16 protein-coding genes are annotated in these 13,535 nt (G+C 72.1%); 11 read left to right on the forward strand and 5 right to left on the reverse strand.

The window, feature by feature from the left end; translation table 11 throughout:
- Positions 1-4 precede the first annotated feature (4 nt).
- On the reverse strand, positions 5-1,435 hold the full coding sequence (hydA, locus tag ACFO6V_RS16685; RefSeq protein WP_377137077.1) for a dihydropyrimidinase: 1,431 nt from the start codon (positions 1,433-1,435) through the stop codon (positions 5-7).
- A gap of 146 nt (positions 1,436-1,581) precedes the next feature.
- Positions 1,582-2,430 (reverse strand): nitrilase-related carbon-nitrogen hydrolase, encoded by an 849-nt coding sequence (locus ACFO6V_RS16690; protein ID WP_377137079.1) that lies wholly within the window; start codon positions 2,428-2,430, stop codon positions 1,582-1,584.
- A 335-nt stretch (positions 2,431-2,765) separates the two neighbouring features.
- Here ACFO6V_RS16690 and ACFO6V_RS16695 point away from each other — a divergent pair, with 335 nt between their 5' ends.
- The 11 genes from ACFO6V_RS16695 to ACFO6V_RS16745 all read left to right on the forward strand — a co-directional run bounded on the left by ACFO6V_RS16695 (position 2,766) and on the right by ACFO6V_RS16745 (position 10,829).
- Positions 2,766-3,779, forward strand: a complete 1,014-nt coding sequence (locus tag ACFO6V_RS16695; protein ID WP_377137081.1) for a putative F420-0 ABC transporter substrate-binding protein — start codon at positions 2,766-2,768, stop codon at positions 3,777-3,779.
- On the forward strand, positions 3,776-4,843 hold the full coding sequence (locus ACFO6V_RS16700; RefSeq protein WP_377137083.1) for a putative F420-0 ABC transporter permease subunit: 1,068 nt from the start codon (positions 3,776-3,778) through the stop codon (positions 4,841-4,843). The genes ACFO6V_RS16695 and ACFO6V_RS16700 overlap by 4 nt, the downstream gene beginning before the upstream one ends.
- A 77-nt stretch (positions 4,844-4,920) precedes the next feature.
- Complete coding sequence (locus ACFO6V_RS16705; protein ID WP_377137085.1) at positions 4,921-5,760, forward strand: ATP-binding cassette domain-containing protein; 840 nt, start codon at positions 4,921-4,923, stop codon at positions 5,758-5,760.
- A 79-nt stretch (positions 5,761-5,839) separates the two neighbouring features.
- Positions 5,840-6,235 (forward strand): nitroreductase family deazaflavin-dependent oxidoreductase, encoded by a 396-nt coding sequence (locus ACFO6V_RS16710; protein WP_377137087.1) that lies wholly within the window; start codon positions 5,840-5,842, stop codon positions 6,233-6,235.
- 58 nt (positions 6,236-6,293) lie between these two features.
- A complete protein-coding gene (locus tag ACFO6V_RS16715) occupies positions 6,294-6,776 on the forward strand; it encodes a GNAT family N-acetyltransferase (RefSeq protein WP_377137089.1) in 483 nt (160 codons plus the stop codon).
- A 19-nt stretch (positions 6,777-6,795) separates the two neighbouring features.
- Complete coding sequence (locus ACFO6V_RS16720) at positions 6,796-7,284, forward strand: GNAT family N-acetyltransferase (RefSeq protein WP_377137091.1); 489 nt, start codon at positions 6,796-6,798, stop codon at positions 7,282-7,284.
- 78 nt (positions 7,285-7,362) lie between these two features.
- A complete protein-coding gene (locus ACFO6V_RS16725; RefSeq protein WP_377137093.1) occupies positions 7,363-8,298 on the forward strand; it encodes a GNAT family N-acetyltransferase in 936 nt (311 codons plus the stop codon).
- Complete coding sequence (locus ACFO6V_RS16730; RefSeq protein WP_377137095.1) at positions 8,298-8,819, forward strand: alpha/beta hydrolase; 522 nt, start codon at positions 8,298-8,300, stop codon at positions 8,817-8,819. Before ACFO6V_RS16725 ends, ACFO6V_RS16730 begins: the two co-directional genes overlap by 1 nt.
- 208 nt (positions 8,820-9,027) lie before the next feature.
- The gene (locus tag ACFO6V_RS16735) at positions 9,028-9,618 is read left to right on the forward strand and encodes an HhH-GPD-type base excision DNA repair protein (RefSeq protein WP_377137097.1); all 591 of its coding nucleotides are present in this window, start codon (positions 9,028-9,030) and stop codon (positions 9,616-9,618) included.
- A 243-nt stretch (positions 9,619-9,861) separates the two neighbouring features.
- A complete protein-coding gene (locus tag ACFO6V_RS16740; protein ID WP_377137099.1) occupies positions 9,862-10,308 on the forward strand; it encodes an RNA polymerase sigma factor in 447 nt (148 codons plus the stop codon).
- The gene (locus tag ACFO6V_RS16745; protein ID WP_377137101.1) at positions 10,308-10,829 is read left to right on the forward strand and encodes a hypothetical protein; all 522 of its coding nucleotides are present in this window, start codon (positions 10,308-10,310) and stop codon (positions 10,827-10,829) included. The genes ACFO6V_RS16740 and ACFO6V_RS16745 overlap by 1 nt, the downstream gene beginning before the upstream one ends.
- A 47-nt stretch (positions 10,830-10,876) precedes the next feature.
- On the opposite strand, the gene ACFO6V_RS16750 is transcribed toward ACFO6V_RS16745, so the two are convergent.
- From ACFO6V_RS16750 to ACFO6V_RS16760, 3 genes are read right to left on the reverse strand one after another with little or no spacing between them, the layout of a single operon-like run.
- Positions 10,877-11,749 carry a putative RNA methyltransferase gene (locus tag ACFO6V_RS16750; protein ID WP_377137103.1) on the reverse strand — a complete coding sequence of 291 codons (873 nt, stop codon included), beginning with the start codon at positions 11,747-11,749 and terminating at the stop codon, positions 10,877-10,879.
- A gap of 48 nt (positions 11,750-11,797) precedes the next feature.
- On the reverse strand, positions 11,798-12,853 hold the full coding sequence (locus tag ACFO6V_RS16755; RefSeq protein WP_377137105.1) for a diaminopropionate ammonia-lyase: 1,056 nt from the start codon (positions 12,851-12,853) through the stop codon (positions 11,798-11,800).
- Positions 12,854-12,894: 41 nt separating this feature from the next.
- Positions 12,895-13,350, reverse strand: a complete 456-nt coding sequence (locus tag ACFO6V_RS16760) for an anthrone oxygenase family protein (RefSeq protein WP_377137107.1) — start codon at positions 13,348-13,350, stop codon at positions 12,895-12,897.
- Positions 13,351-13,535: the final 185 nt, after the last annotated feature.

The following is a 13,535-nucleotide window of genomic DNA, read 5'->3' on the forward strand; positions in this document are numbered from 1 at the left end:
CCCCCTAGACCAGGTACTGGCTCAGGCCGCGCTTCACGAACCGGCCGTGACCGGCCCGGCCGTGGAACCCGCCGTCGTCCACGACCACCTCGCCGCGCGAGAGGACGGCGTCGACGTGCCCGTCGATCTCGACGCCCTCCCACGCGGAGTGGTCCATGTTCATGTGGTGCGTTCGGACGCCGAGCGTGGTGAGCCCCGCCGGGTCGTACACGACGATGTCGGCGTCGGCGCCCGGCTGGATGACGCCCTTGGTGCCGTACATGCCGAACATGCGCGCCGGGGTCACCGAGCAGAGCTCGACCCAGCGCTCCAGGCTCAGCCGGCCGGTGACCACGCCCTGGTAGAGCAGGTCCATGCGGTGCTCCACGGAGCCGATGCCGTTCGGGATGGCCCGGAAGTCGCCCCGGCCCAGCTCCTTCTGGTCCGTCATGCAGAACGGGCAGTGGTCGGTGGAGACCACCTGCAGGTCGTTGGTCCGCAGGGCCTGCCACATCGCGTCCTGGTGTCCCTCGGCCCGCGCGCGCAGCGGCGTCGAGCACACCCACTTGGCACCTTCGAAGGCGCCCCACTCCTCGCTGGAGGCCCCGAGCTGCTCCTCCAGCGACAGATACAGGTACTGCGGGCAGGTCTCGCCGAACACGTTCTTGCCCGCGTCCCGGGCGGCCGCGAGCTGGGCGACCGCCTGCTTGGCGCTGACGTGCACCACGTACAGGGGCGCACCCGTGAGGTCGGCCAGCATGATGGCCCGGTGCGTCGCCTCCTCCTCGAGCTGCCAGGGGCGCGCGAGCCCGTGGTAGTAGGGATCCGTCTTGCCGGCCGCGACGAGCTGGGCGGCCAGGACGTCGATCGCCGGCCCGTTCTCGGCGTGCATCATCGTGAGCAGGCCCTCGTCCCTCGCCACCTGCATGGCGCGCAGGATCTGGGCGTCGTCCGCGTAGAAGACGCCGGGGTAGGCCATGAACATCTTGTAGCTCGTGATGCCCTCGTCGACGAGGGTGCGCATCGCGGCGAGCGAGTCGTCGTCGACCCCGCCGATGATCTGGTGGAACGCGTAGTCGATGGCGCAGTTGCCGGCCGCGCGCTTGTGCCACGCCTCCAGGCCGTCCTGCACGCGCTCGCCCTGCTTCTGCACGGCGAAGTCGACGATGGTGGTGGTGCCGCCCCACGCCGCCGCCGTCGTGCCGGTCTCGAACGTGTCGCTCGCGGCCGTGCCGCCGAACGGCAGCTCCATGTGGGTGTGCGCGTCGACGCCGCCGGGCACCACGTACTTGCCGGTCGCGTCGATCACGCGGTCCGCGGTCGCGGCCAGGTCCGCCCCCAGGGCGGTGCTTCCTGGCAGGACGACGGCGACCACCTTCTCGCCGTCGATCAGCACGTCGGCCACTACCGTGCCCGTCGCGTTCACGACCGTCCCGCCGGTGATGAGTATCGTCATCGTGCCCTCCATGTCGGTCTTCCGAGCCGGTCTCGCACTGCCGCGAAGTAGAGCGCTTGTCCGGACGCACGCTCTACTTCGCCGTGCTGCAGGCTGCGGGGTAGAGCGCCTGTCCGGACGCACGCTCTACTTCGCCTGCCTGTCCGCTACGGCGCGGTGATGGCGGTGTACGCGTCCGGGCGGCGGTCGCGGAAGAACTGCCAGCGCTCGCGGACCTCGCGGACCTGGTTCAGGTCGAGGTCGCGCACGACGAGCTCGTCGCTCGTGGCCGAGGCGATCTCGCCCACGTAGTTCCCGTCCGGCCCGACGGCGTACGAGGACCCGTAGAAGTTCACGGCATCGGAGCCGTACTCGTTGTCCTCCAGGCCCACCCGGTTGTTCGCCACGACGAAGTAGCCGTTGGCGATCGCGGCCGCCGGCTGCTCGATCTCCCAGAGCCGGTTGGACAGCCCGGGCTTGGTCGCGTTGGGGTTGAAGACGATCTGTGCGCCGTTCAGCGCCAGCTCCCGCCAGCCCTCGGGGAAGTGCCGGTCGTAACAGATGTAGACGCCGATCTTGCCGACGGCGGTGTCGAAGACCGGGAAGCCCAGGTTGCCGGGCCGGAAGTAGAACTTCTCCCAGAACTTGTCGAGGTTCGGGATGTGGTGCTTGCGGTAGCTGCCGAGCACGGTGCCGTCGGCGTCGACCACCACCGCCGTGTTGTACAGGACGCCCGGCTGGGCCTCCTCGTAGATCGGCAGGACCATGACGATGCCGAGCTCGGCCGCGAGCGCCGCGAACCGCTCGACGGTGGGCCCGTCCGCGGGCTCGGCGTAGCGGTAGTAGGCCGGGTCCTGCGTGATGCCGAAGTACGGGCCGTAGAACAGCTCCTGGAACGCGATCACCTGCGCGCCCTGGCTCGCGGCTTCCCTGGCCCACCCCTCGTGCAGGGCGATCATGGACTCCTTGTCGCCGGTCCAGCGTGCCTGTGTGAACGCAACTCGGACGGTGCTCATGCAAACTCCCTCGCCTCAGCAGGTGACCTAGCAAAGCCGGGGCCTGTTTCCGCTGCGAGCCCCTACCCGTTTCCGGGACGTGACGTTTGTTCCGGCGGTGCCTGCCGCTGGCACAGGCGTTTGGTCCGCGCCGGACCGGGGACGACGCCGACAGCGAAACGGCCGTGGGGGCCGAATCGGGCCGGTGTATCGTGACGACGGGTCGCGAGCCTTCTTTGGCTCGTTGACGTGGCTCTCAGTGTGAGCCGCTTCCCGCCTGGACGCGAGATGGCGCGTCGCTGCTCACCCCATGGCTGTCCCGCTGTGGGATGTTCGTCGACCCCTGGAGCCCTCGCGTGCACCCCCTTCGCGTCCGTCCGTCCCGTGCTGTCGCCCTGCCCGCGATCGCCGCCGTAACCGCGCTCGCCCTCGCCGCCTGCTCGGCCTCTGCCTCCGGTGAGCCGGACGCCGGAGGCGCGTCGCCGGAGGCGGGCGGCTTTCCCGTCACCCTCGACAACTGCGGCTTCGAGACGGTGGTCGAGGCGCCGCCGGAGCGCGTGGTGACCATCAAGTCGTCGACCACCGAGATGCTGCTGGCCCTCGGCCTGGGCGACCGGATAGTCGGCTCGGCGTTCCTCGACGGTCCGGTGCCGGACTCGCTGGAGTCGGTGCCCGCCGTCGAGGAGCCGTTCGCGGCCGAGGCGCCCGGCTCCGAGGCCACGCTCGCGCTGGAGCCGGACCTCGTCTACGCGGGCTGGGAGTCCAACCTGACGGCGGAGACCGCGGGCGACCGCGAGACCCTCGCCCAGCTCGGCGTCGCCACGTACGTCTCCCCCGCCGCCTGCAAGGAGGACGGGTACATGCCGGACCCGCTCACCTTCGACACGGTGTTCGACGAGATCGTGGAGGTGGGCTCCCTGTTCGACGCCGAGGACGCCGCGACCCGGCTCGTCGAGGAGCAGCGTGCCGCGCTCGGCGCCATAGAGCCGGACGACCGCGGACTGACGGCGCTGTGGTGGTCCTCGGGCGACGACACCCCGTACGTGGGCGCCGGCATCGGCGCGCCGCAGATGATCATGGAGGCGGCCGGGCTGACCAACGTCTCGGCCGACGTCCACGACACGTGGACCTCGCTCGGCTGGGAGAACGTGGTCGAGGCCGACCCCGACGTCCTGGTGCTGGTCGACGCCGCGTGGAACCCCGCGGACGCGAAGATCGAGACGCTGGAGTCGAACCCGGCGACCCGTGAGATGACGGCGGTCAAGGAGGGGCGCTACGTGGTGGTGCCGTTCCCGGCGACCGAGGCCGGCGTCCGGAACGTCGATGCCGTCGCCTCGGTGGTGGACCAGCTGGCGGACCTCGACCTGTGACGTCGACGCTCACGGCCGCCCGTCGGTCGCCCTTCGACAGGCTCAGGACCCGCCCGTCGAGACCCGGCCTGGCCCTGCCGGTCGCGACCCTCGCGCTCGTCCTGAGCATCGGCGTCGCGGTGACCATCGGCCCGGCCGACCTCGCCCTGTCCGAGGTCGGCCGCTCGGTCGCGACCCATCTCGGGCTGGGCGGCGCGCTCGGCCTGGAGCCGCTCTCGGCCCTGCGCGACGGCATGGTGTGGCAGCTGCGGATGCCGCGCATCCTCACCGCCGCCGCCGTGGGCGCGGGTCTCGCGCTGTGCGGCGCGGTGATGCAGTCGCTCACGCGCAACCCGCTCGCGGACCCGTACCTGCTGGGGCTGTCGTCGGGCGCGTCGCTGGGCGCGGTGCTCGTGCTGCTCGCCGGCGTCCCGCTCCTGCTGCCGGTCGCGGCGTTCACCGGCGCCGTCGGGGCGCTGGCGCTCGCCCTGGGGCTGGCGGGTGCGCTCGGCACGATCACGCCGACCCGCACCGTGCTGGCGGGGCTCGCGATCAGCCAGCTCTGCGCGGCGGCCGTGTCGTTCGTGATCTTCTGGTCCGCCAAGGGCGACGCGTTCCGCGAGGTCCTGTCCTGGCTCATGGGCTCCGTCGCGTCGGCGACGTGGACGTCGGTGGCGATCGCGGGCGGCGCCGTCCTGGTGCTCGGCACGCTGCTGGCGCTGACCGGGTCAGTGCTCGACGCGTTCACGTTCGGGGACAACGCCGCCGCCGCGCTCGGGGTGCCCGTGAACCGCGCGCGCTGGATCCTGCTGATCGGCGTCGCGCTGCTGACCGGGGCGCTCGTGTCCCAGAGCGGGTCCATCGGCTTCGTCGGGCTGATCCTGCCGCATGCGGTGCGGCTGTTCACCGGGGCCCGGCACCGGCTGCTGCTGCCGCTGTCCGCGCTGGCCGGGGCATCGTTCCTGGTCTGGGCCGACACCCTCGCCCGCACGATCTTCGAGCCCCGCGAGCTCCCGGTAGGCATAGTCACGGCGGCCATAGGCGCCCCGATCTTCGCCCTCTTGCTCTGGAAGGGAAACCGTTGAGTGCTGGATATTTGTCCACCCAGACGCCTCCGACAGGGCAGATATCCAGCACTCAACGAGGGTTGAAGGCTGGACAGGTGTCTTGGGACATCAGTGGGCGGGTTGTGCTGGACGACGTCGGGGTGGTCGCCCCCAGCGGCGCCGTCACCGGGCTGCTGGGGCCGAACGGCTCGGGCAAGTCCACGCTGCTTCGGGTTCTCGCCGGGGTGCAGCAGGCGGGGCGCGCCGCCTCGCCGTCCGACGGCGGGGCGCGCGCGTCGTCGTCGGCCCTGGAATCGGCGTCGGGCCCGGCGTCGGACCCGGCGACGGCGTTCGACGGCGCCGACCTGCGCGCGCTGCCGCGCCGCGAACGCGCCCGGCTGCTCGCCCTCGTGGAGCAGGACGCCTCTACCGACCTGCCGCTGTCCGTGCTGGACGCGGTGCTCCTGGGCCGTATACCGCACCGCTCCCTGCTCGCGGGCGACTCGGACGCCGACCGCGCCGCCGCGCACACGGCCCTCGCCGCGGCGGGGGCCGCCGAGCTCGCCGACCGTGAGGTCGGCACTCTGTCGGGCGGCGAGCGCCAGCGCGTGCACATGGCCCGCGCCCTGGCGCAGCAGCCGCGGCTGATCCTGCTCGACGAGCCGACCAACCACCTCGACATCGCTGCCCAGCTGCACGCCATGCGGGTGCTGCGTGACCTCGCGGCGGACGGCGTGACCGTCGTCGCCGCCCTGCACGACCTCAACCTGGCCGCCTCGACGTGCGACCACCTGGTCCTGCTGGACCAGGGTCGGGTCGTCGCGTCGGGCCCGGTCTCCGATGTGCTGGTCCCGGCGGTTCTGGAGCCGGTGTACGGGGTACGGGTCGACGTGCTGACGCATCCACGTACCGGACGCCCGGTGCTCTCCTTCGACCGCGGCTTCGACCGCGGCTGAGGTCCAGCCGGGACTCCGGCGGCTCGCGAGCAGCGCCCCCATGCTGACGGATCCGCGTACCTGAACCATGATGGGAGCCATGGCCGCACCGGATCTCGTCGTCAAGGCAGGAAAAATCGTCAACCCGTGGATGCTCCGCATCGCCGGGCAGGTCTCGCCGTGGGTGGTGCTGCACCACGTCGGACGGAAGTCCGGAAAGGAGTACAGCACCCCGCTGGTCGCGTTCGCGGCCCGGCCCGAGCAGGAGATCGTCGCGGTGCTGCCGCTCCCGTGGGGCTCGGGCACCGACTGGGCGCGCAACACGATGAGCGCCGGAACCGTGCGGCTGACGCGTGGCGGTACGGAGTTCCTGGTCAAGGACGTCCGGCTCGTGCCGGCGTACGAGGCGGTCGGGTGGCTCGGCTCGGTGCCGTCGAAGCTCATGTCAGCGGTCGGTATCGAGGACTGCCTGGTCGGTACCCTGCACCCCGCCTGACTTCGCTGCGGCGGTCGCGTGTCATCGACCGCCCCGGCGCGGGAGTATGTTTCGCGTCGTGAACTTGCGCACAGCCACGCTGTCCGACGCCGCAGCCGTCGCCCGGGTGCACCACACGACCTGGGTCACGACCTACGGTCAGATCCTCCCGCCCGAGTTCTGGGCCACTGCCACGCTCGAGCGGCGCACGAAGACCTGGGAGCGGTGGCTGGCGAACGGCGCGGCGCCCGTCCTCGCCGAGGTGGGCGGCGAGGTGGTCGGCATCGCGATGTCCGGCGACGCCGTCGAGCAGGAGGACGTGCTCCCGATGCGCGGCCGGCAGCTGTACCTGCTGTACGTCCTGGCGGCCCACCACGGAACCGGCGTCGGCCAGGCCCTGCTGGACGCCGTCGTGCCGCCCGGGACCGGCGCGCAGCTGTGGGTCGCGGAGGACAACCCGCGCGCCCGGCGCTTCTACGAGCGCAACGGGTTCGTCATGGAGGGCACGCGGGTCGTCGACACGACCACCGCCGACCTCGCAGAGGTACGGATGGTCAGATAGTCGGGTTACGGTTCGACTCATGTCTGACTTCCACATCCGCGCCTCGATCCCGGACGACGCCGTCGGTATCGCCGCGGTGCACTGGACCACCCGGCGCGCGGTCTTCGGCGAGCTCCTGTCGGCCGAGCACTGGAAAACCGAGACGCTCGGGACCCGCACGGAGGGCTGGATGCGCATCCTCGCCGCGGGCAACAAGGCGCTGGTCGCCGAGGTCGGCGACAAGATCGTCGGCTTCGCGATGAAGAACCCGTCCGGCCCGCACCTCGGCCACCCGCCGGTCCGCGCCATCGAGCTGCACGAGCTGTACGTCGACCCGAACTTCCACGGGACCAACGTCGGTCACGCCCTGCTGGAGAACATCCTCCCGCCCGGTACGTCGGCCCAGCTCTGGACGTACGCGACCAACCCGCGTGCGCGCAAGTTCTTCCAGCGCGCGGGGTTCCTGCCCGACGGCGTCACCGTCACCGACCCGGACACGGACGTGCTCGAGGTGCGCCTGGTCCGCTAGCTGCTGCGCGGGGCACGTCGGCCGCGGGTGCCTGCGAAAGGGCTCGATCGGACGGGCGCCGCGTGCCAGGATCTCGGCATGACCACCGCACACAGCGTCGAGCTCCTCGATGATCCGGCGGCAGTCCTGGCGGTGGCAGGCGACCTCCTGGCCGCCGAGCCGGTGCTCTGGAGCGTCGTCGCCTCGGTCACGCACCACGCCGCGCGGACGTTCGCGCCCGGCGGGCCGCGTCCGGAGCACCCGATGTGGTGGGCGGTCGTGCGGGACGCGGACGACGTAGTGGTCGCCGTGTCGATGCGCACCATGCCGCACGCGCCGCACACGGTCTGGGTCCCGGCGCTGCCCGACGACGCGGCGCAGCTGCTGGCCCGCACCGCGCTCGACCACACGGTGCGGTCCGGCGAACCGCCCCTGATCTCGGCGAACGGCCCGCTGCCCGCTGTTCGGATCTTCACCGACGAGGTGCTGCGGTCCACCGGCGGAATGGTGTTCGAGGACCGCCCCGACCGACTCTGGGAGGCGAAGCACGTCACCGCGCCCGACCCGGCGCCGTCGGGCAGAGCGCGCCCCGCCACGCCTGCCGACCTGGACCTGGTCACCGCGTGGTTCGCCGAGTTCCACCCGGAGGCCGATGCCCAGGCCGGGCGCCCGCCGGCGGCCGAGCCGCTGCGGATCGAGGGCGCGCAGCGCTGGATCGAGGAGGGCACCGTCTGGCTGTGGGACGTCGACGGCGAGGTGGTGCACCTGACGGGCATGCGGCCGCCGGCGTTCGGCGTGGTCCGGATCGGCCCCGTCTACACGCCGGCCGAGCACCGTGGACGCGGGTACGCGCGGGCGATGGTCGCCGAGGTGGCTCAGCGCGTGCTCGACGCCGGCGACCGGGTCTGCCTCTACACCGACCGGAACAACCCGGTGTCGAACCGGGTGTACGCGGCGATCGGGTTCGAGCCGGTGCTGGACCAGGTCAACCTCGGTGTGGCGCCCGAGGCGTCGTCGGCTTCGAGGGAGAGCTGATGGGACGCAGGGCGATCATCTTCCACGGGAGCGGCGCTCGGCCGGAGTGGATCTGGTACCCGTGGCTCGCGGGCCGGCTGCGCGCTCGCGGGTACGACGTCGAGACGCCGCACCACCCCGGCACCAACGTCGAGCCGGTCGCCAAGTTCCTGCCCACGGTGCTCGCCGCGCACACGTTCGACGAGGACACCGTCCTGGTGGGGCACTCGGGCGGGGCTGCCCTGCTGCTGGCGCTCCTCGAACACCTGGACGTCTCGGTGGCGCAGGCGGTGCTCGTTGCCGGGTACTCGACGCTGCCGAACGACCAGCCCGAGCCGGTGCTGCAGGACTCGTACGACTGGGCGGCGATCCGGTCGCACGTCCGTGACCTGGTGTTCCTCAACTCGGTCGAGGACGAGTTCGGCTGCGACGCCGACCAGGGTCGGGCCATGTTCGACAGGCTGGGCGGGACGCTGGTGGTGCGCGACGACGGGCACTTCACCTCGGACACCTTGGAGATAGTGGACCGGTTGATCCCCTGATCTGGGCGACCACGGACCCCGTAACGCGCCACGCGCCGACACGTCCGTTGACCACAGCAGTTGCTGCCAGACAAAGGCCCACCTTGGCAGCAACTGCTGTGGTCAACGATTCAGAACGGCCGCCGTCGTCGGCTGGGGCAGCTGCCCTTTTGAGCGGGTATCTGTCAGTCAGGGCGCTCGGGGGCCGGGCAGGATGCAAGATGGAGACATGGCTACCCAGCTCTGGATCACCGGCGACACCGACACGGACCAGCTGCTGAGCGACGACCCTTTCGCGCTCCTCACTGGCATGTTGTTGGACCAGCAGTTCCCGATGGAGCACGCGTTCGCCGGACCGGCCAAGATCCGCGACCGCATGGGCTCCTTCGACGTGCACGCCATTGCCGAGGCCGACCCTGACGAGTTCACCACCATGGCGACCACTCCCCCGGCGATCCACCGGTACGGCCGGTCCATGGCAGGTCGGGTGCAGGAGCTCGCCCGCACGATCGTCGAGGAGTACGACGGCGACGCCGCGAAGATCTGGACCGCGCCCGGCGCCGACGGCGGAGCCCCGACCGGTCGCGAGGTGCTCAAGCGGCTCAACGCCCTGCCCGGCTACGGGGAGCGCAAGGCCAAGATCTTCCTCGCCCTGCTCGGCAAGCAGCGCGACGTCCAGCCTGAGGGCTGGCGCGAGGCGGCGGGCGAGTTCGGCGAAGAGGGCTCCCACCGGTCGATCGCGGACGTGACCAGCGCCGAGGCGCTGCTGGAGGTCCGCGCGTTCAAGAAGGCGCAGAAGGCCGCCGCGAAGAACGCCTGACAGGACCGGCACGGGCGACGGCCCGTCCGGCGCAGTGATGTGACGTGGACGACATCGACCAGGTGTCATGGCGAGACCGCTCCCGGACACCGACCGTTTCGCAGGCCCACAGCAGCCCGCACCCGTCCCACTGCCGCACCCCCGGGAGACGTCCTGTCCACCCATACCGAGCCACGCGACGTCTCCTCAGGTCCGCTCTCGCCGGACCAGACCGAGTCGCTGTTCGCCGACCACGCGCGCGCCGTGCACAGGTACGCGCGAACCCGGCTCGGCGCGGCCGAGGCGGAGGACGTCGTGGCGGAGGTCTTCGCGATCGCCTGGCGCAAGGGCGAGATCCCCGACGACCCGCGGGCCTGGCTGTTCGCCATCGCCCGGCGGGTGCTGGCCAACCAGGTCCGGGCCGAGCGGCGTCGGACGGCGCTCGCCGAGCGGACGCTCCGGCATCCCAAGGCTCCTGGCCCGGATGACGCCCGCCTGGTGGACGAGCTCGACGTCCTCCACCGTGCCTTGGCGCTCCTGCGCCCGGCAGACCGCGAGGTCGTCGAGCTGCTGGCCGCCGCTGAGCTGAGCACCGCCGAGATCGCCCAGGTGCTCGGCTGCACGACGGCGTCCGCGGCCACCAAGGTGTACCGGGCACGACGTCGACTGCGCGCCGCCTACCGCACCGTGACCGAAGGTCAGGAGACCTGATGAGGAAGACGGAAGACACCCTGACCCGCGCGCGGCGTGCCTTGAGCCAGGTCGACCTGGAGCTGGACCTGACCCGAACGCGTTCGGACGCGCTGGTGCGTACACGGTCCCGTCCCGTTGCAGAACCGGAGCCCGACGACGCCTCGTCGTCCGGGGTGGAGATCCTCCGGTACGGAGAGCGGCCGGCACTCCCCCGCCGTCGTTCCGCGGTGTGGGCGCTGGCGGCCACGGTGGCCCTGCTCGGCGGGGCCGGAATCGGCACGGCCCTGCTGTGGCCTGAACCGGGAGCGGTTATGCCGGGCGCCCCGGCCTCGCTCGCGCCGACCCCCACCACGCCGACGAGCACCCCGAGCACCGGACCGTCCCTCGGTCCGCGCGAGTGCGCGTCGTCGCCGACGGCTACCCGAGCGACGCCGAGGCCGGAAAGGCCCGGACAGCCGTCCGACTCCCTGCCTCCCGACGGCTGCGACGTGTTGCCGTCGCCGTTCCCCTCAACCACCGCGGACGAGACCGGGCCATGATCGCCAAGACCGTCTGTCAGCATCCTCGATGCTGAGCGCGGCCAGCGTCACCGCCTGCGATAGGCCGTGGCCAGCACCGACACCGTGACCTGCTCGGGCAGGCCGCCGTCGTCGGCCAGCTCCGCCTCCGTGACGTGGCGCGCGCTCGGCGTCATCAGCACCAGGTCGACCGCCTCCTGCCGGGTCAGCGGCGTCGTGTACTCGACCTCCACCGTGCGCGCGGGCTCGAAGTACGGGTCCAGGGCCTGGTGCAGGCGCCGCTCCTTGTCCGGGTCCACGGTCACCATCTGTGTGACCTGGCTGCGCAGCTCGGCCAGGTGCCCGCCGAAGGGTCGCACCACGACCAGGACGCCGCCCGGACGCAGCACCCGGTGGAACTCGGCAGGGTTGCGCGGCGCGAACACGTCGAGCACGACGTCGACCTGCCCGGACGCGATCGGGAACGGCCGGAAGACGTCCCACGTCGCCGCCGCGGCCCGCTCGTGCGCCTTGGCCGCCACGCGCAGCGCGTGGGCCGAGGTGTCCAGGCCCAGGCCGACGGCGTCGGGCAGCGCGTCGAGCACACCCGCGAGGTAGTAGCCGGTCCCGCAGCCGACGTCGACCACCGTGGCCGGCTGCGCCTGGCGTCCCGGGCGCCCGGAAGGATCCGCCTCAGCGGCGAGCTCCGCGACCGCGTCGCGGACCGGCGCATACAGCCCCGCCGCCAGGAAGTCGCGCCGGGCCCGCGCCATCGGACCGTCGTCCCCGCTCGTCGCACGAGCGCCGGTCAGCAGGCCGACGTACCCGTGCCGGGCGAGGTCGAAGCTGTGGCGCCGCGGGCAGCGCAGCGCACCGTCGGCGGACGCCAGCTCGGCTCCGCACGACGGGCAGCGCAGCAGCGGCAGGATCGGTTCGAGGGCGGCGGGAAGGGAAACGGGCACGAGCACACTCCTGGCTGCGATCTGGCAGTGATGTCGGGGCGGACCCGGTCAGACCCGGCCCTCGGGGACGGGGTTCGCCGCCCGGCCCTCCGTCGACAGCAGCAGCACCACGGCGTCGGACCGCAGGCCGATGGCCTCGCGCCAGCCGGACCGGCCGAGCACCAGGCGGGCCGCCGCGAGGGTCGCCGCGCCGCAGGGTCCGGAGTCGACGCCGAGGCGTGCCAGGTCGTCGACGGCGGCGGCTGCCTGGTCGTCGGAGACGGTGACGGCGCCGTCCAGCCCGTCCCGCAGGACCGGCCACGCGAGCGCCGAGACGGTGCCGCAGTTGAGGCCGGTCATGATCGTCTCGCCGGGCGGGGCCGTGACCGGCTTGCCCGCGCGCAGCGATGCGACCAGCCCGGCGGCCCGGTCGGGCTCGACGGCGAGCAGCGTTCCGCCGTCGGCCCCAGAGCTGCGGTAGTGGCTCACCACAGCCTGCGCGAACGATCCGACACCTACCGGCACGATCACCAGGTCGGGGCCGGCGACGCCGAGAGCGGCGAGCTGGTCGTCCGTCTCGAGGCACAGCGTGGCGTAGCCGTCGACTATCCACTGCGGGACTTCCGTGTACCCGGGCCAGGAGGTGTCCTGCACCAGCACCGCGTCCGGGTCGGCATCCGCGTCGGCGGCCGCGCGAGCAACGACGTCGTCGTACGTGCCGTCCACCTCGACCGCCTGCGCGCCCTCCGCACCGATGGCCTTCTTGGCGGCCTCCGTGATGCCCGGCGGGTAGTAGATGGTCGCGGCGGCCCCGACCAGGCCCGCCACGTGCGCGACGGCGCGGCCGTGGTTGCCGTCCGTCGCCGCGTACAGCCGGACGGTGCTGCCTCGGACGGCGGAGCGCACCGTGTCCAGCGTGGCCGCGGGCAGCCCGAACCGCTCGGCCAGGGCGCGCGCCGTCGCGTAGGAGGCACCGAGCACCTTGAACGACGGCAGCCCGAGCCGGCTCGACTCCTCCTTCACCAGCACCCGTCCGACACCGAGCTCCGCCGCGAGCGCGGGCACGTCCCGCAGTGGTGTCGGCTGGTATCCGGGCAGGGTGCGGTGAAAGTCGATGGCGGGCATGTGCTCGATTGTCCCCGACGCCCCCACCGGAGGCCGACCGGTCAGAGCAGGCCGACCGCCGCGAGCACCGTCGCCACGATGCCGGCGACCGTGCGGACGTGGTTCCACGCGGTCCACGGCCGCCAGTAGGCGCGCCAGCCGGCAGCCTTGTCGTGGTCGGCGAGGAGCCGGTTGTTGAGGGGCACGTTCAGGGCCATGGTGACGCCGAAGGTGCCCACCAGGTAGACGGCGGCGCCCGCGAGGACCCACCCGCCGCCGTCGCGCCCCTCGACGAGGCCCCAGATGCCGGTGCCCGCCGGGACGAGGAGCGCGCCGAAGAAGACGCTCATGAACGCGGGCAGGAGTGCCGTCTCGTTGATGCCGCTCATGCCGGCTCCGGCGGCCTCGTCCGAGGCACGGGCGAGGCCGCTCATGATGAACGACGAGAACCCGTAGAACACGCCCGCCGAGAGTCCCAGCAGCACCACCGACGCCACGGCAAAGATCGTCCAGACCATCAAGTGCCTCCCGGGCAGCGCGCCAGTGCGGTGAAGGCTGCAACTCTTCCACGCGGGGTCCGCATCTTCCAGGTGTTACGCACGCACGTCCGTGATCCCCGGCCGGGGTCCGCCGCCTCGTGCTGCACTCTGATAACAGATCGGGCACACCGGACACTTTCGAGCCCCGGAGTGTCGGTGTGCCG

Origin of the sequence: Promicromonospora alba, from assembly GCF_042654905.1 — a bacterium.
Classification (GTDB): domain Bacteria; phylum Actinomycetota; class Actinomycetes; order Actinomycetales; family Cellulomonadaceae; genus Promicromonospora; species Promicromonospora alba.